The organism is Enterococcus sp. C46 (genome assembly GCF_040887565.1).
Taxonomy (GTDB): domain Bacteria; phylum Bacillota; class Bacilli; order Lactobacillales; family Enterococcaceae; genus Enterococcus_B; species Enterococcus_B lactis.
Window position 1 is genome coordinate 571,274 of record NZ_JBFOGA010000001.1, and the last position, 23,771, is coordinate 595,044.

Annotated in this window: 23 protein-coding genes, 1 tRNA gene and 1 riboswitch; of the genes, 5 read left to right on the top strand and 19 right to left on the bottom strand. The window is 38.4% G+C overall.

All coding sequences use genetic code 11. The features are described 5' to 3' along the window. Window positions 1–2 precede the first annotated feature (2 nt). From AB3I27_RS02800 to AB3I27_RS02845, 10 genes are all read right to left on the bottom strand, one after another. Window positions 3–584, bottom strand: a complete 582-nt coding sequence (locus AB3I27_RS02800; RefSeq protein ID WP_002292242.1) for a xanthine phosphoribosyltransferase — start codon at window positions 582–584, stop codon at window positions 3–5. A 114-nt stretch (window positions 585–698) separates the two neighbouring features. Further along, a riboswitch (purine riboswitch) is annotated at window positions 699–796 on the bottom strand. 356 nt (window positions 797–1,152) lie between these two features. Continuing rightward, window positions 1,153–2,445: a Gfo/Idh/MocA family protein gene (locus AB3I27_RS02805; protein WP_368022896.1), complete on the bottom strand. Its 1,293-nt coding sequence runs from the start codon at window positions 2,443–2,445 to the stop codon at window positions 1,153–1,155. Next, on the bottom strand, window positions 2,442–3,065 hold the full coding sequence (locus AB3I27_RS02810; protein WP_104760402.1) for a hypothetical protein: 624 nt from the start codon (window positions 3,063–3,065) through the stop codon (window positions 2,442–2,444). Before AB3I27_RS02810 ends, AB3I27_RS02805 begins: the two co-directional genes overlap by 4 nt. A gap of 2 nt (window positions 3,066–3,067) precedes the next feature. After that, complete coding sequence (locus AB3I27_RS02815) at window positions 3,068–3,904, bottom strand: carbohydrate ABC transporter permease (protein ID WP_002292245.1); 837 nt, start codon at window positions 3,902–3,904, stop codon at window positions 3,068–3,070. Between the two features lie 16 nt (window positions 3,905–3,920). Then, window positions 3,921–4,808 (bottom strand): carbohydrate ABC transporter permease, encoded by an 888-nt coding sequence (locus tag AB3I27_RS02820; RefSeq protein ID WP_002313850.1) that lies wholly within the window; start codon window positions 4,806–4,808, stop codon window positions 3,921–3,923. A 15-nt stretch (window positions 4,809–4,823) separates the two neighbouring features. Then, window positions 4,824–6,110 (bottom strand): ABC transporter substrate-binding protein, encoded by a 1,287-nt coding sequence (locus AB3I27_RS02825; RefSeq protein WP_002309499.1) that lies wholly within the window; start codon window positions 6,108–6,110, stop codon window positions 4,824–4,826. Between the two features lie 682 nt (window positions 6,111–6,792). Beyond that, window positions 6,793–7,476, bottom strand: a complete 684-nt coding sequence (locus tag AB3I27_RS02830) for a hypothetical protein (protein ID WP_002316196.1) — start codon at window positions 7,474–7,476, stop codon at window positions 6,793–6,795. Between the two features lie 17 nt (window positions 7,477–7,493). Then, the gene (locus AB3I27_RS02835) at window positions 7,494–8,111 is read right to left on the bottom strand and encodes a glycoside hydrolase family 73 protein (RefSeq protein ID WP_002309502.1); all 618 of its coding nucleotides are present in this window, start codon (window positions 8,109–8,111) and stop codon (window positions 7,494–7,496) included. Window positions 8,112–8,120: 9 nt separating this feature from the next. After that, on the bottom strand, window positions 8,121–8,945 hold the full coding sequence (locus AB3I27_RS02840) for a D-alanyl-D-alanine carboxypeptidase family protein (RefSeq protein ID WP_002344160.1): 825 nt from the start codon (window positions 8,943–8,945) through the stop codon (window positions 8,121–8,123). Beyond that, window positions 8,938–9,498, bottom strand: coding sequence for a hypothetical protein (locus tag AB3I27_RS02845; RefSeq protein WP_002293272.1), 561 nt, complete (start codon window positions 9,496–9,498; stop codon window positions 8,938–8,940). Before AB3I27_RS02845 ends, AB3I27_RS02840 begins: the two co-directional genes overlap by 8 nt. Window positions 9,499–9,671: 173 nt before the next feature. Between AB3I27_RS02845 and AB3I27_RS02850 the strand changes: the two genes are divergently transcribed. Continuing rightward, window positions 9,672–10,628 (top strand): Gfo/Idh/MocA family protein, encoded by a 957-nt coding sequence (locus tag AB3I27_RS02850; RefSeq protein ID WP_368022897.1) that lies wholly within the window; start codon window positions 9,672–9,674, stop codon window positions 10,626–10,628. A gap of 294 nt (window positions 10,629–10,922) precedes the next feature. On the opposite strand, the gene AB3I27_RS02855 is transcribed toward AB3I27_RS02850, so the two are convergent. Beyond that, window positions 10,923–11,879, bottom strand: coding sequence for an aromatic acid exporter family protein (locus AB3I27_RS02855; protein ID WP_002313853.1), 957 nt, complete (start codon window positions 11,877–11,879; stop codon window positions 10,923–10,925). A gap of 104 nt (window positions 11,880–11,983) precedes the next feature. Here AB3I27_RS02855 and AB3I27_RS02860 point away from each other — a divergent pair, with 104 nt between their 5' ends. Continuing rightward, a complete protein-coding gene (locus tag AB3I27_RS02860) occupies window positions 11,984–12,586 on the top strand; it encodes an aromatic acid exporter family protein (RefSeq protein ID WP_002292924.1) in 603 nt (200 codons plus the stop codon). 85 nt (window positions 12,587–12,671) lie between these two features. Here the strand turns inward: AB3I27_RS02860 and AB3I27_RS02865 are convergent, their stop codons facing one another. Continuing rightward, window positions 12,672–14,171, bottom strand: coding sequence for a flotillin family protein (locus tag AB3I27_RS02865; RefSeq protein WP_104760401.1), 1,500 nt, complete (start codon window positions 14,169–14,171; stop codon window positions 12,672–12,674). A 15-nt stretch (window positions 14,172–14,186) separates the two neighbouring features. Next, complete coding sequence (locus tag AB3I27_RS02870) at window positions 14,187–14,711, bottom strand: NfeD family protein (RefSeq protein ID WP_002292922.1); 525 nt, start codon at window positions 14,709–14,711, stop codon at window positions 14,187–14,189. Between the two features lie 175 nt (window positions 14,712–14,886). On the opposite strand from AB3I27_RS02870, the gene AB3I27_RS02875 reads away from it, so the two are divergent. Then, the gene (locus tag AB3I27_RS02875; RefSeq protein WP_368022898.1) at window positions 14,887–16,530 is read left to right on the top strand and encodes an ATP-binding protein; all 1,644 of its coding nucleotides are present in this window, start codon (window positions 14,887–14,889) and stop codon (window positions 16,528–16,530) included. Further along, on the top strand, window positions 16,505–17,221 hold the full coding sequence (locus AB3I27_RS02880) for a response regulator (RefSeq protein WP_104760399.1): 717 nt from the start codon (window positions 16,505–16,507) through the stop codon (window positions 17,219–17,221). Before AB3I27_RS02875 ends, AB3I27_RS02880 begins: the two co-directional genes overlap by 26 nt. A 229-nt stretch (window positions 17,222–17,450) precedes the next feature. Here AB3I27_RS02880 and AB3I27_RS02885 read toward each other — a convergent pair whose 3' ends face one another. From AB3I27_RS02885 to AB3I27_RS02910, 6 genes are all read right to left on the bottom strand, one after another. Next, window positions 17,451–18,470, bottom strand: coding sequence for a 2-hydroxyacid dehydrogenase (locus tag AB3I27_RS02885; RefSeq protein WP_002309512.1), 1,020 nt, complete (start codon window positions 18,468–18,470; stop codon window positions 17,451–17,453). 21 nt (window positions 18,471–18,491) lie between these two features. Continuing rightward, window positions 18,492–19,547, bottom strand: a complete 1,056-nt coding sequence (locus AB3I27_RS02890; protein WP_086307342.1) for an AEC family transporter — start codon at window positions 19,545–19,547, stop codon at window positions 18,492–18,494. Window positions 19,548–19,766: 219 nt separating this feature from the next. Next, complete coding sequence (gene nagA / locus AB3I27_RS02895; protein WP_002292705.1) at window positions 19,767–20,915, bottom strand: N-acetylglucosamine-6-phosphate deacetylase; 1,149 nt, start codon at window positions 20,913–20,915, stop codon at window positions 19,767–19,769. 75 nt (window positions 20,916–20,990) lie between these two features. Then, window positions 20,991–21,827, bottom strand: coding sequence for a helix-turn-helix domain-containing protein (locus tag AB3I27_RS02900; protein WP_002292704.1), 837 nt, complete (start codon window positions 21,825–21,827; stop codon window positions 20,991–20,993). Window positions 21,828–22,013: 186 nt separating this feature from the next. Further along, window positions 22,014–23,231, bottom strand: a complete 1,218-nt coding sequence (locus tag AB3I27_RS02905; RefSeq protein ID WP_002309514.1) for a pyridoxal phosphate-dependent aminotransferase — start codon at window positions 23,229–23,231, stop codon at window positions 22,014–22,016. A 149-nt stretch (window positions 23,232–23,380) separates the two neighbouring features. Next, window positions 23,381–23,542 carry a hypothetical protein gene (locus AB3I27_RS02910; RefSeq protein ID WP_002335007.1) on the bottom strand — a complete coding sequence of 54 codons (162 nt, stop codon included), beginning with the start codon at window positions 23,540–23,542 and terminating at the stop codon, window positions 23,381–23,383. A gap of 136 nt (window positions 23,543–23,678) precedes the next feature. Here AB3I27_RS02910 and AB3I27_RS02915 point away from each other — a divergent pair. After that, window positions 23,679–23,762 (top strand) — tRNA-Leu (locus tag AB3I27_RS02915). Window positions 23,763–23,771: the final 9 nt, after the last annotated feature.

The following is a 23,771-nucleotide window of genomic DNA, read 5'->3' on the forward strand; positions in this document are numbered from 1 at the left end:
GATTATGCGTCCTCCTCAAGAAACTCAACTTGTCCATTCGTCAAGGAAGCGATACGTGCAAGAGAAACGACTCTCAATCCCATTTCTTCAAGCAACTGACGTCCATCTTGGAAAGACTTTTCAATGACGATCCCAATTCCTTCTACTTGAGCTCCAGCTTGCTGGCATAATTCAATCAATCCTTTTGCCGCTTGTCCGTTTGCCAAGAAATCGTCAATAATCAATACTTTATCTTCTGAAGACAAGAATTTACGAGAAATAGAAATCGTACTTGTCACTTGTTTCGTAAAAGAATAAACAGAAGCCGTCAATAATTCTTCATCCATCGTCAAGCTTTTGGCTTTTCTGGCGAAGATCATTGGAACACCTAATTCTTTTGCAGCAAATAAAGCTGGTGCGATCCCAGAAGCTTCAATGGTCACAACTTTCGTGATTCCTTGTTCTTTAAATACTTCTGCAAACCGTTGCCCCATTTGTTCCATCAATACAGGGTCTACTTGGTGAGTGACGAAACTGTCGACTTTTAGTACGCCCTCGCCTAATATACGTCCGTCTTTTTGAATACGTTCAACTAATTCTTTCACTTTATTTGCTCCTTTATCATTTATTAATACCAAAAAACCGCTTTTGTGCAAAAACCTACTATGTTTCTGTTAAAGAAAAACACCCTCCACTTTATCATAAGAAAAGAAGGGTGAAATAGCCAATCTTTTACTTATAGTCCAGCATTTACGGTACTGGCTAGAAACTGTCATCCATATTATGACGATATATAAGTAGGTATGTAAAACTAATAATAGTGTAAAATCATTTTCTTGCAACTGTTTTGCACGTGAAGGCAGTTTGACATATTTGAATAAAGAATGTTGTTTCAAATATTGAAAATAGTCTAACACTACTTTCTGAAACTGACAACGTGGTTTACTTATTTTTTTGTAAAATCTAATGTTTTTTAATGCATTACTCTTTTTTGTTCGGGTTTAAATAGTTATTTTTATTTTCACTTATCCAAAAATTCTATTTCACACAAAAAGGATTGTGAAAAAAAACGTGTCACAACCCCTTTTTCGAATAAATAGTGTTCCAAAGACAATCTACGGCAATAGCGCACAGATTTATAACGTACAGGAAATAATTTTCGTAAATTCCTTCTTATTCCTTGAAGTTGACAAGTTCGTCAATCGCCACTGCTTTTCCTGAAGCAATAGAGTGATTCGCTGCGATTCCTGTCAAAATCGACAGGATACCATCTACGTGAGTTGCTGCTCGATTCCACGGATCTTCTTCCTTTACTTCGCCAAATAGATCATCCAACAAACGTGGATCTCCTCCGCCATGTCCACCTGCTTCTTGTTCAACGATTACCTCATAGGGTTTACCGAACATCGGATAGACCTGGATGGATTGAAGAACGGCTGCTCCCTCATCTTTTTTATCTCCACCAGCGTTGATATAGGACTTTTCGATCACTTTCATTTCGATCCGTCCTTTGCTGCCATTAAAAGAAACATTGAATCCTTCCCACGGCATATACGCATTTAGCGAATACGTCAATATCGTACCGGTCTCGTATTTGACCGTCACTCCTAACGTATCTTCAATAGAAATATCATCGGAAAATACACTGCGATCACGAATGTATCCACTGTCTTCTTCTGCTTCCAAATACATTTCTCGTAATTCCTCATTGGCTGATAGATCTATAGCAAATGGATCATTTTTGGCTAGTTCGCTTCCATAGCATCGACTGTAAAATGTTTCTACTCCGCGTTTTTCCGCATTATGCATTCCATAAAAATTCAATCCACCAAATGCGAATACCTTTTTTGGCTGGCTACTCAACCAAAAGTTCACCAGATCAAAATGATGGGTAGATTTGTGCACGAGAAGTCCGCCACTATTGTGTTTATTTCGATGCCATCTTCTGAAATAATCTGCCCCGTGCTGCGTATTCAGCAACCATTCAAAGTGGATAGAGAAAACATCGCCGATTATGTCTTTTTCCAGCAGTTCCTTTATCTTCGTGTGATATGGCGCATAACGATAATTGAAAGTGACTCGCAGATTCCTTCTCGTTTGTTTTTGGACAGTTATTATTTCTTGCGCTTTTTCCTCATCAATAGTCAGAGGTTTTTCGCAAATAACATCATACCCTTTTCTCATTGCACGAATGATATAATCATGATGAGTTCGATCTACTGACGTGATAATGACTTCATCTGGCCGTACATCATCCAGTAGCTGTTCAAATTGCGATGGCATACATGTCTTTACTTTCTTCTGTCCATACTTATTCACAAGTACTCGATTTGCATAATCCATTCTTGTTTGAGACACATCACAAAAACCGACCAGTTCACAAGTTCGATGATACGTAGAGGCAATTGCCCCATAAAAAAAGCGCGCTCTTCCGCCAAGACCGACTTGTACATATTTTTTCTTCATTTGAACTCATTCTCCTTTTCTTTTAACCAGCATGCTGTGACAAACGGCAGTCCGGGATACAACAATGCAGTAAGTAACAGATCATATTGTATACACCAAAACAGCCCATACAAAAGACAAAAATACCACAGAAACCCTTTGACGTTTTTTGACAACAGCCAGATATTTCTTTTGATCAAATAAATAAGACTATCTGCTTTTTCTTCTTTGCAGACATCAATTAGCGTACTAAAAAAACCATGGGATACAAAAAGCAACAGACACAATAGAAAAGGAATCAGATACCAAGCATCAGCCTTTTCTATGAACAAATACCAATCAGCTGCAAAAATAAGAACGAACAGCTGAAACAACGCAACAATGAAACATGACCTTTTGATTTTTTCTTTCCGCCAACCTACCTTCCTTTCCGCCAAATAATGGGCAGATAGATAATAAGCAGGATACATCATCAAAAAATAAATCAGATAGACAACATGAGCAGAAAGCGTTAATCCTAAAGTGAAAAAACATCCTAGGAAAAAAGCAAAAAGACCATGACTGATAAGACTGGTTAAAAAAATCCGACAGAAATAGTAGTTGATCTTGTAAAGAAACATCTCCTCTATTGGCTTTATCATCTTCAGCCTTTCAAGCCGCTTGTACTGATTCCTTGGACGAGATATTTATTGAAGAATAAGAAAATCAAAAAAACCGGCAGCAGAGACAGCGTAGACATCGCAAACATACTGGCGTAAGTCGTGCTAGATCCAGCATCTGCAAATAATTTGATGGCAATCGATACGGTATAAGATCTCGGCTTGTTCAAATAGATCAGCGGTCCCATAAAATCATCCCATTTCCAATAAAACTGGATAATGATCGTGGTGATGATCGAAGGTTTTAGCAAAGGAAAAATAATTTTGGTAAAGACACTATATTTGCTGCATCCGTCAATAATCGCAGATTCATCTAACTCTTTAGGGATGCCGACCATGAATTGCATGATCTGATAAATAAAAAATGCTTGTCCAAAAAAGTGCGGTAAAATCAGCGGCACATACGTACCAACCAAATTTAGCCGATTGTAAATAATAAACTGCGGAATCAAAATCACTTGTGCAGGAATCATCATCGTTACTAACATGACGACGAACCAAAACCTTTTTCCTTTGAAATCGATCCTCGATAATGCGTAAGCAATACAAGTCGAGCTCAGCACTGTCCCAATCGTTGATACCGCAGAAATGACAAACGAATTCTTAAAGAACGTGAAAAATGAGATTCCAGCAAAACCTGCCCATCCTTCTGCGTAATTTTCCCATCGAAAAGTTTCTGGAATCAAATTCAGTGAACCACTCAGAATCTCTTGATCCGTTTTAAAAGAACCTGCAATCATCCACAAGACTGGATAAATCATGACTAGACCTAATAGCAAAATAAACCCGTACTGGAACCATTTCATTACTGTTTTATTCATTTTTTCCTCCCCCCGTTCACACAACGACCCATTTTTTTGATGATTTAAAAATCAGAAAGGTGACAGCACCCATGATCAACAGCATGATCCACGAAATAGCACTAGCATACCCCATAGAATTAAAAGAGAATGCTTGGTTATACACATAAAGAGCATAAAAGTTCGTGGCATCATTCGGACCACCTTGGGTAATGATGAACGCTTGCGTGAAAGTCATAAACGCTGCAATCGTCTGCATGACTAAGTTATACAAAATGATTGGCGAAAGAAGAGGTAGCGTGATCTTGTAAAACGACTGCCATTTATTCGCTCCATCGATCTCTGCCGCTTCATAATACGAGGCTGGGATCTCTTTGATACCTGCAGCAAAGATGATCATTGCCGAACCGAATTGCCAAGCAGACATCAAAACAAGAGGGATCATGACCAATTTTTGATCGCCAAACCAGGAAAGTGCTGGTGCGCCTAGGCGTTCTAGAAAAATATTCACTAATCCATTTTTAGAAAATAATTCTCGCCACACTAGAGCAATAGAAATACTGCCGCCAATCAAACTAGGTACATAATACAAAGAACGAAAGAAAGTCGTCCCTTTGATATTTCTCGTTAAAAGATAAGCAATCAATAGACCAAAGATCAGTTTCACAGGCACAGAGGCGAATACATAGAGAAAAGTGACTCGGATGGAGTTCAAAAAACGAGCATCACTTAGCATTTTTATATAATTATCCAAGCCGATCCATGAGACTGGATTCCCCAGCCGATAATCGGTAAACGAATAATAAAGAGACAAGATCATCGGTATTACCGTTATCAATAGAAATCCTAGAATAAATGGAGAAGCAAATACGTAACCGACCACGTTATCTTGATTCATGAATCGTTTTAGTTTTTCTTTTTTAATGCTTTCCTCCTGTTACTATTCCAGAACGTTTGAAGCAAACTCATAAAAACTCTCTGCTGCTTCTTCTGCCGTCATTTCTTCATAGATAACTTTTTCTACTAAAAGATTGTATTGATCTTGGATTTCTGGATTTAAAGCGCTATCAAAAACATTTACTTCACCGTTGTCCATATCGGATATCATTTCTAAATAGTCGAATGTCGCTTGTAAAGTTGTATCATCTGTCTGAGCGAGTTGTTCTCGAATATTGGACATGATTGGTACACCGCGTTCTCCTTTTAAAATCTCATTGGCTTCTTCACTGTTTTGGAAGAAATCAATAAATTTAGCCGCTTCTTCTTTGTGTGCTGAATTTTTTGCCATACTCAGCATTTGCGAAGAACGTAATGGAATACCAGATTCTCCATCTGCTTTTCTGCGAGGAGGATTAATCAATCGAATTTCCATATCTTCAGGAGCGCCTGACAAAATTTCTGTCAACTGGTTACTTGATAGAAAAACCATCGCTGCTTCGCTATCTCTAACTGCCTGAAAAGACAGATCTGTCGTACTTGCAGCTCCACCACCCGGTTCTGGATGGGCACCTTTGTCTACCAGATTTTTACGCAGCTGGAAAAAATCTGTTAAATAATCCGGATTTTCGAATCCCAAACTGTTAGATAAATCCTCCTGATTATAAAAATTCAATCCTTTCTCAACTTGCGGTATTTGAATAATACAGCCAGCTATAAAATCTTCGAACCTTGAAATAGCATAAATCCCTAATTCTTCAGTAATTTGATAGCTGATTTGTTCAAATTCTTCCCATGTCCAATTGGAAGCAGGTTCAGGGATACCTAATTGTTCAAATATATTTTTATTGTAAGCAATCGCAAACGAGTTCACCCCGTTGGACAGTCCAACTAATTGCCCGTCGTAAATCGTCGTTGCCAAATAGGATTCATCCGCATTAGAAACATCAATTATCCCTTTTTCCACATATTCATCTAATGGTTCAATCTGATTGATGTATTGAGGAAATTGATTATTTAATTGAAAAATATCCCAGATATCATTTGATGCTGCTAGCGTACCTAATTTTGTGTAATATCCTTCATAATCATAGAATTCATACTCGATCGTCACATGAGGATTTTTTTCTTCGTAAAGCTCGATTACTTTTACCGTTGCATCGTGTCGAACTTGTGAACCCCACCAAGCCATGTTCAACGTGATTTTTTCGTCGTCCTCTTCTTGCCCACAAGCCGTCAAGAATAATAATATAACACTTAATGCTAAGATGATTCTCATTTTTTTCTTCATTTCCTACACCTCTACTTCCATTGACATTTTTCAATATACTGTATTCTTATACAGTATATATTTATAAAATCCTCTTTTTTAAAGGCGAATAAAAACCAAGGCTTGCCTTTTTGTTCTGCCTAGGATGAACAACTAAATACTTTCAAGGAAAATTAGATGGTGCTGATTTTTTTCCATTGCTACAAATACTTCTTGCTTCAATGATGGGAGGATAATTGCGCAAAGAAAAAGGATATCAGACAACCGTCCAATATCCTTGACATAGCTAAATAAGCGTGCCACTCTGCGTATATTATTCCCTAAAAAATCAGAAAAAATAACTAGTAATTCTGTATGAAATTAGGTACAATATACACGTTGATGCACAAGCATTGACTATGGCAACTTGATTGGTCAGTTCCCGCTGACTTTTCAAGCCCCGGTGATTTAGCTGCTACTAAATTGCCGGGTGCCTTTTTTAGTTTTTATTCGTTTTTCATTCTATAGAAAGCGCTTCAATAAATCAAGACATTTTTTTGTTAGAATGCTAATAATAACAAAAGATTTTAACTATTCTTATGTACATTACAGATAAAAAAACAAAAAAATTTCTCTTTTTTTGAATTCTGAACAAATAGTACTGGAGTACAAAAGACGAGGAAGAGCCACTATCTGCTCTTCCTCGTCTTTTGATTCTCACCTGTTATTCATGATTCTTTTTCTCAGTTTCCCGATATTTTTCCATTTTACGACTAAAAAGCTCTCCGCTACTTGGCGGCGTATACGTGATGGCATTTGCTCCTGCTTGAATGGTCTCAGCAATACTTTCTTCCGTTGGACCGCCCGTCGCAATGATAGGAAGTTCAGGATACTTTTTACGAAAATGACGTACTGCTTCTACAGTTTCTTTTCCCGCACTGATATTGATAATCGAAATACCAGCTGCTAACTTTTCATCAATTTCCGTATATTTCGATGTTACCGTACTGATAACTGGGATATCAACTACTCGACAAACTTCTTTCACTGTCTCTAAAGGCGTAGGACCATTCAAAACAACCCCTAAAGAACCTTGCGCTTCTGCAAACATGCTCATGTAAGAAGAACGAGCACCTTGTGTCAATCCGCCTCCTACACCGGAAAAAACTGGAATATCAGCTGCCTCAATGATACTTTTAGTAATTGCTGGATGTGGTGTAAAAGGATACACAGCAATTACTGCATTTGCATTTGTATTTCGTATGATTGCGATATCCGTAGTAAAGATGATCGAACGAATCAATTTTCCAAATATCTTGATCCCGCTTGCTTCTAAAATGATTTCCGGTACTCTTACGATATCTTTTCTCAATTCCGTCATGATTTCCGGCGTAAATTGTTCTGCCATCAGCCACTTCTCCTTTGCTATCTCCGGTCATACTGATTCAACTGGTACGTCTCGATGACCTGGATGATTTTTTGCGCATAACCGGGGTCTGTCGCATAACCTGCCTCTTGCAATGCTTGTGCGGCTTCCTGATAATTGGTGGCCGTAATCACTTTTTCATACAGTGCAGGATTCCAATCTACTCCTTGGACGAACAGTTGTGTATGGTCATCCATGGACTGTTCCCATGAATCATACACTTTGAAGTCTCCTTGGATAGTTATCCATTCTTCATTAACAAATTCCTTTGTTTCCAGGCTTACTTTCTTCTGATCCCCATAAGCCTTGATCCCGAAAAGATTATTGTATTTGCTAGCCAAGGTACTTTTTCCCCAATTCGATTCTAATATAGCTTGTCCTAAAATGATACTAGGAAGCACTCCATAACCATCTTGTAGTTCTTGGGCATGTGGAACAAGCCGTTCAATAAATTGCTGATGGGATTGCGCTTCATTTTCTTGCTGATTATCAGTAAAAGGAGAAGACAGATTCTTCAAGGAAAAAACAAAGGCTAGGAGTATCACTACTACACCGGCAACCACTGCTGGCCAACGGATGTTCTTGCGCTTTTGCTTTTTCCACTTTTTTTTCGCCATGATCAATTCCTACTTTTCATTTAATTCATTCAGATATTCTTCTAGCGTCAATTGGTGTTTGGTGATATACTCAGCATTTTCTTTACCGACATAACGTAAGTGCCAAGGTTCATATGTGATTTTAGTTATATCTTCGCGTCCTTTTGGATAACGAACGATAAATCCATACTGGGCAGCATTATCTGCGATCCATTTAGCTCCAGGCTGATCTCCGTAACTTGCATCCAATACAGTAGAAGGATAACTGTTGTACCAGTTTTGATCGACGACATCGACTGCCAGACCTGTGTGGTGTTCGCTGTATCCTGGCTCCGTAATCGTTTCTTTAGTGATTTTTGTCGCCTCCTCTTCTGATACACCTTGACGACTCATCACATCTTGGACATTTTGTTCGAAAACTTGTTGTTGGGATGATACAGACCGGTAAGCTGAGACCATAACTAACGGAAACCCAGCTGCTTCGGCAGCCTTAGCAAATGCTTCATATTCCGGAGCAATGCGTTTGTCGATCAAATATCCATTACTCAATGATGCCAATTGAGTAGACTCATCGATTTCTTTTTCTAATTTGTGATCTGGACCAACCAAAACTAGTTGCCAATCGTCTGTTTTAACATCTGGCAATTGTTTGGATGTACGATCTTGTGTTTCTTTGTCCTTTGCCTTGCTGCTTGTTGTTTGACTGTTCTTTTCTTTACTAGCAGTTGTTTTGGTACTTGTTCGTTCGACCGTTTGATTGCCGGCTTGAACATGCGCGTCATCATCGCTAAAAATAACATAGCCCATTGCTGCGATCATAATCACAACTGCTCCAAATCCTAAAAATTTATTCACTTGAAAAATCCTTTCGTTGTTCTTCACGTTCCCCGTTCGTATCATGAACGTAAGTTTCTTCCAGATTTTCATTCACCCAATCAAGAAGTTCGATTTTTTCTCCTTCAATCTGTTTTTGAACATCTGCTGGCAAACGAAAATTCAAAATATCATCATAGCCCCATTCATCATATTGAATACTTACTTTCAAGTCAAGGTATCTACCAGCCTGCTGATTGTTTTTCAAAGGGATCAGCTCGACTTTTGCTGCTTTGCTGCTTAGCCATTTTTGCGCGATACGTGTTTTAATTTGTTTATACTCTGCAACAGCAATATTTCGTTTCTCGGGAAAAATAATCGTTTGACGCAAAATCTTTTGCGTAAGCATCCATTCATAATCAGTGAAAAGATTTTTTACTTTCTGCATCGCTTCAGAAGGCAAATTTTTCTCGCCATCTTTCCATTTTTGCCATTGTTCTGGGCTGATCAGCAAGTATTCATCTAAAAAATTTTTTTCAGTTTCAAACTGTTCCAATAATACACTCATAATAAGATCAATATATACTTGATGCACGTTTATCCCCTCCTTTTAACTATTCTACTTAAGTTTTAGTCAAAAAGCACCTGTTAAATCGCTGCTTTCATTTTTTTTAATGTTTCAAGTCCTCTCCCCTTCATTCTTCGTGATTTTTGTTATAATAATAGACAGAAAAGAATCTCAATCTAACTATGAAGGAGCATTTCCAGATGAAAAAATATCAATGGGGAATCGTGGGTCTCGGTACCATCGCACATGAGTTTGCCGAAAGCTTCAATCAAGAGACAAGTGAACTAACAGCGGTTGCTTCCAGAACTTCAGAAAAAGCGGAAAAATTCGCACACCGTTACAATATTCCAAAAGCTTACGGAAGCTATCAAGAAATGTTAGACGATGCTGAAATCGACATCATATACATTGCTGTACCAAATAAACAGCATATCGACCATATCTTGGCAGCATTGGAAGCAGGCAAACACGTCTTATGCGAAAAAGCTATCACGATGAACAAAAAAGAACTAGCTGACGCTATGCGTTTAGCAGAAGAAAATAATCTGATTTTAGCAGAAGCCATGACTATCTTCAACATGCCGCTTTATCAGCAATTACGTTCAATAATGGATACAGGAAAACTAGGGGCTTTAAAAATGATCCAAGCACCTTTCGGCAGTTATAAGGAACCAGATCCAGAAAACCGATTCTTCAATCCTGAATTAGCTGGTGGAGCTCTATTGGATATCGGTACGTATGCGGTATCTTTTGCTCGTTTCTTTTTGAGTTCTCAGCCTGAAGTAGTTGCCTCTACAATGGTCCCTTTTGAAACAGGCGTAGACGAGCAATCAGTCACTATTTTGCGCAACAAAGAAAATGAACTTGCTGCTGTCAGCTTGACTTTTCAGGCAAAAATGCCAAAAGTCGGGATCGTTGCCTTTGAAAACGGCTATGTGACGATTGCTGATTATCCTCGTGCGGATCGTGCGGAGATCCTATTTACAGACGGTACGAAGGAATTCATCGAAAGCGGAAGTACTTCTGAAGCCATGAATTACGAAATAAACAATATGGTACACATGATCGAAGGTGACTTGCCAAATCGTTCTCTCTTCTTGACAAAAGATGTCATCGACATCTTGGATCAAATGCAAGTTTTATGGCAAAATATGTAATTTTAAAAGGTCGTGAAAAAGCTGGTCTGCATCAAGTAATAAGAACAGCCAAACAAAAATAGCTCCTCCTATTTTTCGTTTGGCTGGACTTATTCCAGTAGATGCAAGCTTGTTTACCAAGAGGTTGTGAGCCTGCCGTTCAGCTCCGAGTCACAAGGAGCAATTTCAAAAAACAGCTTCTCATGTTTGTTGAATATTGTGACTTGTGACCGAGGAGTTGGCAGGAGAACACCGTTTAAGGAAGAGGTTGTGAAATCAGCGCTTTGACCTAAGTATTAGCTGAATTCAAAACCTCTATTTTTTGATTTTTTGTTGGGAGAATTCTGCCTTGATTTCAATAAAACTTTTAAAAGACTGCAAAAACTGGAACAATTCTGCTCGGTCCTCGAATTCAGGGCGGCTAGTCGGCAGAGGCATTTGCCGATACAATACATAAACTTCTTCAATACGTGCTAAGATTTGTCTGCCATCATTTGACTCTGAAAATGTTTCTGCCGTATAAATCAATAAACCGTAGATATGTTTTCCATAATAAGCGGGTTGTTGGATCCGCTTTAGATTTTCCAACATGTCTTTAATCACATTGACCTGTGCTCGTCTCATAGAGAAATAAGTTTCATAGTATAGCGGCTGTCTGAGCCAGTAGTTTTCTTGATGTTCTCTGGCATCTTCTTGGCTTTCGCGAATGAATGTCAGCAAATGTTCGCATTTGATCTGCACATCTCCTTTATTTTCCGATAAAAGAAATTCTGCCATTTGTCTCAAGATATTCCGAAATTCTTTTTCGATCTGTATTTGGTTTTCCTTCAGCTGTTTCGTACGATCTGGCATATAGACATTCGCAAGCAAAGCAAATACTAATCCAATCGCCATTAAACCCGCTTCATTGCCGATCAGCTGCCAAGACATGTTTTCCTCCACTAAATAATGAGTGACCAAAACCGAATTTACGACGATTCCTTCAGTTAATTTGAAGCGAGAGGCAAGCGGAATGAACAGGAATAAAAAAAGACTGAAGCCAAAAATAGTATACCCAACAGCAAAAAAACTGAACAGCGCTGTTGCTGTAGCTAGTATAAAGGCTGCGATTCGATTCATCCCTGTACGCAATGTAGAGCGTTTTGTATTTCCCACACTCAATAATGCAATGATTCCTGCTGCTGGCCAATACAACAGCGATAAGCTACCCGCTGTGACCATCGAAAAGAAGACACTGATCACTGTTTTGACTGTTCGCATTCCTATACGCATTTACTTCCCCCTTTTTTTATTTTAATTATACTTGAATAATGAAAAACTAGCTATCAGACAAAAGTTTAGGTATGATAGTAAAAAGACCAAAAAGGAGAATCTCTATGCAATTTGGCCGTTTTCGACTAGGTATGCGTACGATCAAAAGTGCCTTAGCTGTTTTTTTATGTATCTTGTTTTTTCATTTGACTCAACGAGGAATCCCAATGATTGCTGCATTATCTGCTGTTTTTTCTTTGCGTCAGGACTTGACTACAACCGTTTCTTTTGGAAAATCTAGGATCATTGGCAACACATTAGGTGGTACACTAGCTATCATTTATTTTTTTGTCAAAAGCTATTTTCACAATGATTTTTTGGTAGAATTGATCCTGCTTCCTATTCTAGTAATTATTGTAATTGTCGTGTCAGATGGCATCAACAATAATTCTGGCATCATTTCCGCAATCGCTACGTTATTGCTGATTGCATTGAGTATCCCTCAAGGTGAATCTGCTTTGTACGCGATCCAACGAGTACTAGATACTTTTATAGGAACATTCATTGCGATTGGTATCAATTTCTTTCTTCGCCCACCTGAAACAGAAAAGAAGGAAGAACTATCAGAAGATTTGGTCGAACTCCAAAAGAAAGAACGATTGCTGCGAACAAGTTTACAAGAGATAGAAGCTAAGATCCAAAAACAAAAGAAAAATAGCGAGGACTGATTTTCTTTTGAAATAACATAAAAAATGGAGAGAAGAACTTGAAAAGTCTTCCTCCATTTTTTATTGATCGGTGAAGTGTACTACTTTATTCTTCCTTCATTGCGTGTTGTTCTGCCTCTTTTGGCGCTTCATACATATTTACTTGGCTAGTAGTCCCACGTGTCGACAAATTCTCTACGATTTCCTTCAAGTCAAGTCCTGTTGTCGCTTTTAATGTTTCTTGAGTAGTAGAAAGCAAGTTTGTGGCATAATTTGTCACTCGGTTCGCTCCACTGGTTTCTCCTGAGCTGCTTCCTGTATCGACAACAGAGATTTTTTCGATATTTCCTAGCGGCTGTGCTGCTTCGCGCATCAATTGCGGTAGCATATCGATAACCATACTCAAGACAGCTGCTTCGCCATATTCCTTGAAGGCATTGGCAATTTTTTGTTTTGCTTCGGCTTCTGCTTTTCCTTTTGCTAATGCTGCTTCTGCTTCTGCCTGTCCAGCTAACCTTGTCTTATTGGCTTCTGCTTCTGCTAGTGCTTCCACACGGAAACGTTCGGCTTCGGCTTCGGTCACTTCTTTGACTTTTTGAGCTTGTGCTTCTTGTTCTTTAGCGTAACGATCGGCATCTGCTTTTTTCTTCACTTCCGAATCATATTGCTTTTCTCGACGTGTAATTTCTTTTTCTTCCAATTCGATTTGTTTTTGACGTTCTATGATTTTGATCTGCATTTCTTGTTCGATTACTTGTTGTTGTGCTCTGGCACTTTCCAAGTTGTAGGCTTGGTCTGCTTTCGCTTTAGCAACATCTTGTTCTTGTTTGTAGGTTGCTAGTTTCAATTCTTTTTCTTTCAATGATTCTGCAATTTCTGTTTGTCGTTGTAATTCAGCTGCTTGTGATTCTTTTTCTGCTTGAGCTTTTTTGATACGCGTTTCTTTTAAAGCTTCTGCTTCTGCTATATCTGCATCTCTTTTGACTTGGGCGATTCTTGGTTTCCCTAAAGAGTCGAGATAACCATTTTTGTCTCTGACCTCTTTGATAGTGAAAGAAACAATGATCAATCCCATTTTTGCAAGGTCTACAGAAGCGACTTCTTGTACGCTTTGACTGAACTTATCACGATTTTGGTAGATTTCTTCTACAGTCATAGAACCTAGAATCGAGCGTAAGTGACCTTCCAATACTTCTCTTGCTTCATTCTCCAATTCTTCTCTAGTCTTACCTAAAAACTGTTCTGCTGCTGTAGCAATCTCTTCTACAGAAGAACCAATTTTGATGATCGAAGTACCGTCACACATCACCGGTACACCTTGTTCTGTATACACTTCTGGAGTAGAAACGTCCAATTTGCTGGATAATAGACTGATTCGATTCGAACGTTGGAAAACCGGCAAGACGAACGCTCCGCCTCCTCGCACGATTTTGATTTTGTTGTTAATTTCATCTTTGTGTACATTTTTGCTTCCTAAATAACTTCCACTGATGATCAACGCTTCATCTGGTTTTGCTGTTTGGTACTTCGCTACAAAGACGATCAGTAGCATCAGCAAAATCAACGCTGCGATTGCGATCGCGATAAAAACAATTGGTATTCCCATTTAACATACGCTCCTTTAAGCTTTTATCATGCTTTCATAAGGCATGACATAACAGATTCTTTCCTTGATCTCAATGATCAATACTTTCGTTCCCCGCTCCGCTATCTGTTCTTGGGGGCTGTAGAAACAAGCAGGACGACTGATGGAACCGGTAACACTTTTTAATTGGATTTCTCCCATGCCCCGTACAGGGATTGGTGTGATCACAACAGCTACTTGCCCTTCCAAAGTCTTTTCAGAAGACGACATCGTTGATTCGGCATGTTTCATCGGCATCAATAGATAGAAATTAAGCAAAAATACCAAAACTGTCGATATGGCTCCACTGGCAATAAATAAAAATAAAGAGGATTGATCCGTTAGACGCTCACCAAGAAAACCAAACAAACTTGTAAAAGTTAGCCAGGGTATAATAAGCATTGGATCAAGTGGGCCATCAAAATCGAAGACATCTCCAAAAATAATCAAAAGAACTGCCAACCCCGCACAAATCAGCAATGTATACCAATAAATCGTCTCAAGTGCGATTCCCCCTATCATATACACGCCTCCTTCCATTTCTACGTCTATCATACCAATGTTTGAAAATTCTGTATAGCTTCTTTCACCAATTCAAAGGTATTTATTCATAGAAAGCATCTATTTATCAATGCCAATTTGTTAATTTTTGTTTTTCATGTTAAAATTTTCACAATAAATTCTTTCGAGGTAGCCTATGTTTCCTTTCCTTAAGAAAAAACCATTAAAGCTCCAAAATACGATCATTCTTGTCGTTTGTTTCTCCACATTCGTTTCTTTGATTGTTTCTGCCATATTGATTAGGAATTTTATTCTTTCGATGAACCGATCGAGTGTGTCAGATAGAATCTCTAGTATCGCTAAAATCGTTGCCAGCGATAAACTCATCCAAAAAAAGCTTCAGACTGGTGATCCGACACATGTGATTCAAGGAATCACAAATGAAATCATGGTAGCATCGAATTTAGATTTTATTGTTGTCATGGACCCTGAAGGCATTCGATATTCTCATGCAGACCCAAGTTACATCGGTCTTCCTTTCTCAAGTCATGAAGATGTGAAAAAAGTGATTGGAGGACAAGAATTTTTCTCTGAAAAAGAAGGAATGTTAGGGTTCGGCTTCCGTTATTTCGTCCCTATTTATTATGATCAAGAGATTATTGGTGCAGTTTGTGTTGGCTTGACGAACAACACGATCGACAATCAGGTCAAAGATGGACAAAAAATGATTGTTTTTTCATTGATCATCGGGCTTATCGTAGGCATCATAGGCGCCGTTTTTCTTGCCCAAAAAATGAAAAAAGTACTGCTTGGACTTGAACCGCAAGAAATAGCGGAACAGTTAAGCGAAAAAACGATTATCGAAAATGAAGTAGATGAAGGAATACTGGCCATCTCTTCTGATAAAACTATCCTCTTGATCAATACACCTGCAAAAAATATTTTCTATCAAACAAAACGGCTGTCGGATTTCGAAGTAGGAAAAAAAATCAGCGATAATCTATATGACGTATTGTTTAAAGAGACAATCGATCATCAAACGACTGTTCGGACTCAATCCATGTATTTAAATGGGATAGAAACTATTTCTAGCGTTACACCTCTTTTTAGCAATGACCGTTTTTTAGGAGCAGTCGCAACTTTACGAAATCGATCAGAAGTAATGAAATTAATGGAGGAGCTCGGAGGGACGAAACAATATATAAACTCTATGAGAGCCCAAACTCATGAATTTATGAATAAACTTCACGTCATTTCTGGCTTGATTGACTTGGAGAAGTATGAAGAAGTCACCCATTTTATCCAACAGCTAAATCAAAATTATAAAAAAGAGATCGGTCAAGTCTCAAATCTGATCAAAGTCCCTGCGATTGCCGGTTTTTTATTAGGCAAAATAAATGAAGCCAAAGAACAATCTGTTGAAATGTTGTTAGAAAGCGATTCTTTTATCCCTAAAATGGAGATGGACGACTCCATCCATTCACTTTTGCAAGTGTTAGGGAACTTACTTGATAATGCTAAAGAAGCCGTACTTCAAATGCCTGAAAGAAACGGACAGGTTCGGCTCCATTTAAACTATGACACAGAAGCGGAAGTATTCATCGTGACCGTCTGCGATGACGGTGTCGGAATATCAGAAGAAATCTCAGAAAAAATATTTACGCTAGGTTTTTCGACGAAAGGAATCAATCGTGGATATGGGTTGAATATCATCCATTCAATTGTCAAACGTCACGGTGGGATCTTAGAATTTTCCAAACAAGCAAATGGCGGTACAATCGTCTATCTAGAATTACCAAAAAAGGAAGATCAAAATGATGACAAATGTCTTAATAATTGAAGATGATCCAATGGTTGCAGAATTGAATCGTACGTTTGTGGAAAGTATACCTAATATGAACGTAATCGAAAGTTTCAGAAATGTAGAAGAAGGAAAAAAATATTTCAGACAAAAAAACGCAGATCTGCTGTTGCTTGATGTATATATGCCTGGCGAAAGTGGTATCCATTTTTTATCTTGGCTGAGACAGCAGAGAAATGATATCCCAGTGATCTTGATAACCGCTGCAGATGATATCGAAACCATAAAAAATGTGATTCGATATGGTGCCTTAGATTATTTGATCAAACCCTTCACTTTGCAACGTTTCCAGTTGGCGATTGAAAAATACCTTGCTTTCTCTCAGACGATCCAAACGACTGAAAAAGCAGATCAGAAATTGATCGATCAAGTATTCAACCATACTACTCCCATTCACGAAGCACCTTCATTCATTGATTTGCCTAAAGGTCTGTCAAAACTGACTTTAAAAAAAATCTGTGCATCTATCCTAAAAGCAGAGACTATTTTTTCAACAAAAGAACTGGCTCAAAAAAGTGCACTTTCACGTATCTCCGTCAAGAAATATTTAAATTTTTTGGTGGAACAAGATATACTGAATGAAAGAATCAGATATTTGGAGATTGGCCGACCACTAACCTGTTATGAATTGACAAAGAAGGGGCGGAAAAAACTCACGGATTATTGTTGAGTCATCGAGTTATCTAATACTAAATAAAGGCTGTGACAAAAGTCTTGTCACAGCCTTTTTTCCGAATAAACGGTGTTCAAAAGCTTGCATCTACGGCACTAATCCCAATCAGATGAAAAATATAGAGTGCTATTTTTATCTGATTGTTCTTACTGCTTGATGCAGAGCAGCTTTTTCACAACCTCTATTTTTAAACATATTAGTATTAGTGATGAGTGCCCATGTTTCCTTACTTTAATTGACGCGCTTTAGGAAGAGATACCTCATTTTTCGTTTTTCCAGTTTCTATTATTTCGTGGAAGTTCTCGAAGCTTGTCGAAATCATATTTGACAATGCCTCATCTGTATTTGAACCTACATGAGGGGTTATAAGAACTCTAGGGTATAATTCTACTAGTTGCTGGATAGCAGGATCTGGAATCGTCTCCCATGGCTTGAAGGATCGGAAAAAGACATCTGTTTCATTTGCAAAAACATCGGTTGCAAAACCAGCTAAATGATTGCTTTTCAAAGCTCTTAAAATAGCTTCATTATCTTGAAGCTCTCCACGAGCTGTATTGATCAAGATACTGCCTCTTTTCATTTGAGCCAAAAATCCTTCATTGATCATTTGATCGTTTTCACCTGGGATGTGAGGTACATGGATACTGACGATATCGCTTTTTGCTAACAATTCTTCGAGTGAGTGAAACGTCAATACTTTTTTAGCAGCTTCTGTCTGATGGATATCATAACCGATTACTTTGGCTCCTAGCCCCTTAAACAAAACCGCTTCCGTCAATCCTATTCTGCCTGTTCCTATGATACCTACTGTGCAATTTCTGATTTCACGGCTAAACATTTGTTCATCTACTCGAAAATCTTTGAAAGATGTTCGGATCGTCGTATACGCTGTATTTCTCAAAAGCATCATGGCAAAAGTCAAAGATAATTCTGCTATAGCATTTGGCGAATATGATGGTACACGGGCTACTGTCATACCAAAATCAGCTGCCGCTTGTAGATTGATATGATTGACTCCCACAGTTCGGGTAAAAACATAGCGAATCCCATATTTCTGCATTTTTGCAAGATTGATCTCATCTGCTATACAATTTCCTCTCAGCAGTACAGCGTCATGGGCCTTAGCTGATTCAATATTGTCATGCGTCAGTAGTTCTTCATAAAGACTCAGTTCATAATGGTAAACATTCAATTGCTCAAAAAAATCGATCTCATTCGGACGAACACCATAACATGCGATTCTCATACTTTCCTCCTCCATTTCCTATTAAAACAAACCTATGCCGTGAATCATTTGCAATACAACGATCCATACAGGTGTCAGTACTACAGCAAAAATAGTTGACAGTAAGGATGCATTAGAGGCTAAAAGTGCCTCCCTATCAAAACTGATAGCATAGGCTGCTGCCACAGTTGCGGCTGGTGTAGCCATCATAATAACAATCGTTGCCAGTGCTTCAAAATTGACCGGTAGAATATTTGTTGCCGTCAAAACTGCTAAAATCACGATATTCAACGCAGGTACAAATACCACTTTGACTAAACTGTAATACCATGATGTTTTTTCAGAAGCAGCTTTTTTGAAACTTACTTCACCTAATGTTGCGCCGATTGCTAGCCATGCCAATGGCGAACTTAAACCAGCTAAATAATCCATTGGCTGAAATAGCCAAGGTGCTGTCTGGTCAATTCGCAAAAACGCTACTTGGCTTATCTCTCCTTCTGCACCTGTGATTGACACTTGTGGAAGATATCCTTGGAAAAGCCAAATGAAAAGGCCGGCAAAAGTAGCGATGATGATTGGATTAACGAACATCGCTTTGATATTTTTGGCTTCCATCTTCAAGCCACTCATTTTTATGTATCCATAAGAATACAAAAAGATCCGATAACCAATGTTGAAAATTGAGGAATACATCACGCCGACCGGTCCATAAATCGCACTGACGATTGGTGTCCCGAAAAAGGTCGTAGAACCAAAGATTGTCAGGACACGCAACGTTGATTGCTTATCCCCTTTATAACTTAAGAAAAAAGGTCTTGAAACTAGAATAAGAATAATATAAATAACTAACCCCCAAATCAACACATTAATTCCTTGCATCAAGAGTTCTGTATTGATATCTTGCATGAAAGCTCGAAATGCAAGTGCTGGTAGAGCCACTGTTAAGACAACTTTCGATAGGATTTTTCCAACAGATCCAGAAAAAATTTCCTTTTTTCTACAAATAAACCCTAATAATATAATAAAAACTGTTGATGTAATTGCACTAACAATCGACATATCCGTCAAAGTCGATCGGAAAATATCAAATAAGTTCATCTTTCCCCTCCTATTTTTGTTCATTTTTTCACAATAAAAAATGCTTTTATTTAGCTAATACGTATTAACATTTTTTATTTTATCTTTATATTGTTAACTATTGAACAATAAGGAATTAAAGAAACTTTTGAAACTTATGTAAAGTGATATTCATTAGAACACAAAAAAACCTTAAAACCAAACTTGAGAAGTTTCGTTTTAAGGTTATCTTGGATTATATTATGCGTGGAAGCGTTCCACACCATCTAGATAAGTTGCTTCCAATGTCATATCAGGGTTCAATACGATAAAGTCTGCGTCGCGTCCTTGAGCGATTTTTCCACATGTGTCATCGATTTTACAGCTGATTGCTGGAATCAGACTAGCCATCATGACTGCTTGCTCTGGTGTTGCAAGTCCCCAATCCACGACATTCTTAATTGCTTCTTTCAATTTCAAGATACTTCCAGCTAAGTTGCCAGATTCCAAACGTGCCGTTCCTTCTTTTACTACTACCGGAAATTCACCTAAATTGTAATTTCCATCAGGCATCCCACCGGCCATCATACAGTCTGTAATTAAAGCAACATGCTCATGTCCTGCTTTTTCCATTAGGATTCCTGCCGCATTTGGATGTACATGGTGTCCGTCACAAATCAATTCAGAAAAGACATGTTCTAAAGATAATAACGCACCTACCATACCTGGTTCGCGATGATTCAATCCGCGCATCCCATTGAAAGCATGGACAAACACGCTGGCACCTGCTTCAACAGCTTTTTGCGCTTCTTCTAGCGTAGCGTTACTGTGCCCTAGAGAAACAACTACTCCTTCTTCAGTCACTTGTTTGACAAACTCTTCTACACCTTGACGTTCCGGTGCTAAAGCAATTTTTTTGATCAAACCGCCTGAAGCTTCTTGCCATTCATGGAAAGTATCCAAATCAGGATCACCGAAATAACTTGGGTTTTGTGCCCCTTTGTGTTCTTCTGTGAAGAAAGGACCTTCAAAATAGATTCCTTTGATTTTAGCTCCTGGTGCTTCCTGATACATTTTGCCGATTGTCTCAGCTACATCTTTTAAACGTTCTTTGCTTGACGTCAATGTTGTTGGTAAAAATGAAGTCACTCCACAAGATAATAGACCTTCAGACATCACTTTGATACCTTCTGCATCGTTGTCCATTACATCATGATTCATATAGCCGTGAATATGTGTATCTACCAAACCAGGAGCAATCCATTTGCCGCTTTGGTCAATGATGTTGACTTCTCCCTCAGGTAGTTCTTTGGTGTATTCACCAAAAAGCCCATCGGTAATTTCAAGATAGCCTGCATTTTTGACGCCTGACGCTAAAAAGAATTTGTCAGCATAGATAAAAGTTCTCATTCTATTCTCTCCCTTTGTTTTTCTACCTCTAAAGTACTCTTATTTAGAGAAGAAGTCAAGAATGGTCTACACCATTTATAGATTTTTTGAAATTTGTTTCACAGCTTGTGCCAATCCTTCATAAAATGCTGCTCTTTCTGGTTCTTCTTTACGCTTATATATCAAGCTCTTAAGCACAAATAAATCATTGAGATAATAGTAACTATTTTTCTCTTGAGCCCAATAGATCCCTTGGTTCACCTGCTCTAGTGCTTCGTCAATTTCATTTTGATGGAATAAGAAATTTCCATAATTATAAAAAATTTGCGAAAATTCACTTTTTGATCGTTCATCAGCTGATTGATGCAGCAGTTGGATGCTTCGACTCAAATAGTAGCGGGCTTCAGCAGTTTTTCCTGCCACACCATATATTTTTCCGATACAACTAATCAGTTGTATTTCTGTGTCAGAAACATGGATTCTTTCTTTTTGGCTAGAGTAGCTTAATGCTTCTTTTAAATAATAAAGAGACTGAGAAATATTTTGACGCAACGTGAATTCACAAACACCGAGATAATAATAATATCGTTGAAAGTCAGTTGCTTGATACAGATTCTCAGAAATATCAGAAGATTTTAGTACTTGTTCTAACTTGCGATAATCACGTTTTTGGAAACAACTATCCAACAGTTCAAATAATTTATCGTTTGTCCGAGTAGTTTTTCGAGAGAGATTCATCACATGATCAATCGTTACTCCTAGCCGTTGACAAATCTGCATCATCACCAATACATTTGGCAGTTCCTCATTATTTTCGATCCGGCTTAGTACACTTTGTGAACAAATATCTTGCGAAAGCATCTTTTGCGTCATTTTTTGTTCTTTTCGAATCTCTTTAATGATCGTGCCAAAGGACTCGATTAACGTTTCCATAAGTATCCTCCCCAAAATATGCGTATTCGCATTCTATCCGTATTTTACTTTAGGAAGTCGCAAACTTCAAGAAAAGACTTGCAACTAAATAATATGACTTTAGTTATTTAAGAGATCTCCATTAGAAAGAGAGCCTCAGTATATTTGTCTGTGGCTCTCTTTCTGGAAAATTTGCTTTTTTTAAAGTCACTTTTGTCGATATGTCGCTAAAAATTCTCTCATTTTCTTAGCCGTTTGTTTCAAATCATCCATTTTAGGAAGATAGACGATCCGAAAATGATCTGGTTGGTTCCAATTGAATCCGCCACCGTGCACGAGCAGAATATGATGTTCATGTAAAAAGTCCAAGACGAATTTTTCATCATCCAAAATATTGAATCGTTTTGTATCGATTTTAGGGAATATATAAAAAGCAGCTTTTGGTTTTACAGCTGAAAGACCAGGAATATCATTGATTGCATTATAGATATATTCTCTTTGCTCATAGATCCTTCCGCCTGGCAGGAGCAGCTCATCAACACTTTGATAACCGCCAAGCGCCGTTTGGATGATTTGCTGAGACAAGACGTTAGAACACAAACGCATGGAAGACAACATATTCAGCCCTTCTATATAGCCTTTGACGTGTGATTTATCTCCGCTTAGGACCATCCAGCCGACTCGAAAGCCTGCCACACGATGAGACTTAGATAGACCATTCAGCGTAACAACGAACAAATCAGGCGCTAATGTAGCAATCGGAATATGTTCTAGGCCATCCATCACTAAGCGGTCATAGATTTCATCAGAATAAATAATCAGGTTGTTTTGTCGGGCTACTTCAACTATTTCTTCTAATAATTCTTTTGAATAAAGTGCCCCAGTAGGATTATTAGGATTGATGATGACGATCGCTTTTGTCCGACTCGTTATTTTTGATTTGATATCATCAATATCAGGATACCATTCTGCCTCTTCATCGCAAATATAATGAACAGGTGTACCTCCAGCTAAAGCAATCGAGGCAGTCCACAACGGATAGTCTGGCATTGGAACCAGTACTTCATCTCCATTATCTAGCAACCCTTGCATACACATCGTGATCAGTTCGCTGACTCCGTTTCCGGTATAGATATCATTGATCGTCACATTCGGAAAATGTTTCAGTTGGCAATATTGCTCAATTGCTTTTCTAGCAGAAAAAATTCCCTTGGAGTCTGAGTAGCCTTCCGAATCACGAGCATTCATGATCAAATCACGAATGACTTCGTTTGGTGCCTCGAATCCAAAAGGTGCGGGATTTCCTGTATTCAATTTTAAAATACTGATGCCCTCTTCTTGCATACGCTCTGCTTCTTCTAGAACAGGACCGCGAACGTCGTAACTAACACCTTCTAATTTGTTGGATTTTTCAAATTCTCTCATCACTTAGCCAATCCCTCATTTCAAAAAGTTAGAACTTTCCAAATTTTTTGTTATTTACTATTTCAATATCATACTCCATCCTAGAAAAATTTGCCACTTATTTAGGAAAAACATAAGTATCGAAAAAAACGCAGAGAAGCGCTGAGAACTTACTGGTCATGATAGTCATTCCATAGATTTGCTGCCCAATCCATTGCAATCCCACAAATAATTCCCAGCATCAACCCAAATAGAAAACGGCCAAATGCAAGGCCAATCAATATGCCTAGGATCATCCCCAGTCCTGAAAATTCTCCGTCATATTTCTCCATCTTCATAAGACCTCCCACTTTTTGAGCTTGACAACTATGTAAAACCCCGCTATCATTATTGTGTTATTATTTATGCAGACGTGATGGAACGGCAGACATGCCACTTTCTATTAGTAGGTCTGTAGTTTTATATCAGGCAGATGTGTTGGAATTGGCAGACAAGCATGATTGAGGGTCATGTGAGCGTTAGCTCGTGTGGGTTCGAGTCCCATCATCTGCATTTTTCTTT

What these genes read in the sequence shown, in the direction of transcription:
- AB3I27_RS02805 (WP_368022896.1), bottom strand. Translation starts at nt 2,445, where the DNA reads ATGAAGAAAAAATATGTACAAGTCGGTCTTGGCGGAAGAGCGCGCTTT.
- AB3I27_RS02810 (WP_104760402.1), bottom strand. Translation starts at nt 3,065, where the DNA reads ATGATAAAGCCAATAGAGGAGATGTTTCTTTACAAGATCAACTACTAT.
- AB3I27_RS02815 (WP_002292245.1), bottom strand. Translation starts at nt 3,904, where the DNA reads ATGAATAAAACAGTAATGAAATGGTTCCAGTACGGGTTTATTTTGCTA.
- AB3I27_RS02825 (WP_002309499.1), bottom strand. Translation starts at nt 6,110, where the DNA reads ATGAAGAAAAAAATGAGAATCATCTTAGCATTAAGTGTTATATTATTA.
- AB3I27_RS02830 (WP_002316196.1), bottom strand. Translation starts at nt 7,476, where the DNA reads ATGGCAGAACAATTTACGCCGGAAATCATGACGGAATTGAGAAAAGAT.
- AB3I27_RS02835 (WP_002309502.1), bottom strand. Translation starts at nt 8,111, where the DNA reads ATGGCGAAAAAAAAGTGGAAAAAGCAAAAGCGCAAGAACATCCGTTGG.
- AB3I27_RS02850 (WP_368022897.1), top strand. Translation starts at nt 9,672, where the DNA reads ATGAAAAAATATCAATGGGGAATCGTGGGTCTCGGTACCATCGCACAT.
- AB3I27_RS02855 (WP_002313853.1), bottom strand. Translation starts at nt 11,879, where the DNA reads ATGCGTATAGGAATGCGAACAGTCAAAACAGTGATCAGTGTCTTCTTT.
- AB3I27_RS02860 (WP_002292924.1), top strand. Translation starts at nt 11,984, where the DNA reads ATGCAATTTGGCCGTTTTCGACTAGGTATGCGTACGATCAAAAGTGCC.
- AB3I27_RS02865 (WP_104760401.1), bottom strand. Translation starts at nt 14,171, where the DNA reads ATGGGAATACCAATTGTTTTTATCGCGATCGCAATCGCAGCGTTGATT.
- AB3I27_RS02870 (WP_002292922.1), bottom strand. Translation starts at nt 14,711, where the DNA reads ATGATAGGGGGAATCGCACTTGAGACGATTTATTGGTATACATTGCTG.
- AB3I27_RS02875 (WP_368022898.1), top strand. Translation starts at nt 14,887, where the DNA reads ATGTTTCCTTTCCTTAAGAAAAAACCATTAAAGCTCCAAAATACGATC.
- AB3I27_RS02880 (WP_104760399.1), top strand. Translation starts at nt 16,505, where the DNA reads ATGATGACAAATGTCTTAATAATTGAAGATGATCCAATGGTTGCAGAA.
- AB3I27_RS02885 (WP_002309512.1), bottom strand. Translation starts at nt 18,470, where the DNA reads ATGAGAATCGCATGTTATGGTGTTCGTCCGAATGAGATCGATTTTTTT.
- AB3I27_RS02890 (WP_086307342.1), bottom strand. Translation starts at nt 19,547, where the DNA reads ATGAACTTATTTGATATTTTCCGATCGACTTTGACGGATATGTCGATT.
- nagA (WP_002292705.1), bottom strand. Translation starts at nt 20,915, where the DNA reads ATGAGAACTTTTATCTATGCTGACAAATTCTTTTTAGCGTCAGGCGTC.
- AB3I27_RS02900 (WP_002292704.1), bottom strand. Translation starts at nt 21,827, where the DNA reads ATGGAAACGTTAATCGAGTCCTTTGGCACGATCATTAAAGAGATTCGA.
- AB3I27_RS02905 (WP_002309514.1), bottom strand. Translation starts at nt 23,231, where the DNA reads ATGAGAGAATTTGAAAAATCCAACAAATTAGAAGGTGTTAGTTACGAC.
- AB3I27_RS02910 (WP_002335007.1), bottom strand. Translation starts at nt 23,542, where the DNA reads ATGGAGAAATATGACGGAGAATTTTCAGGACTGGGGATGATCCTAGGC.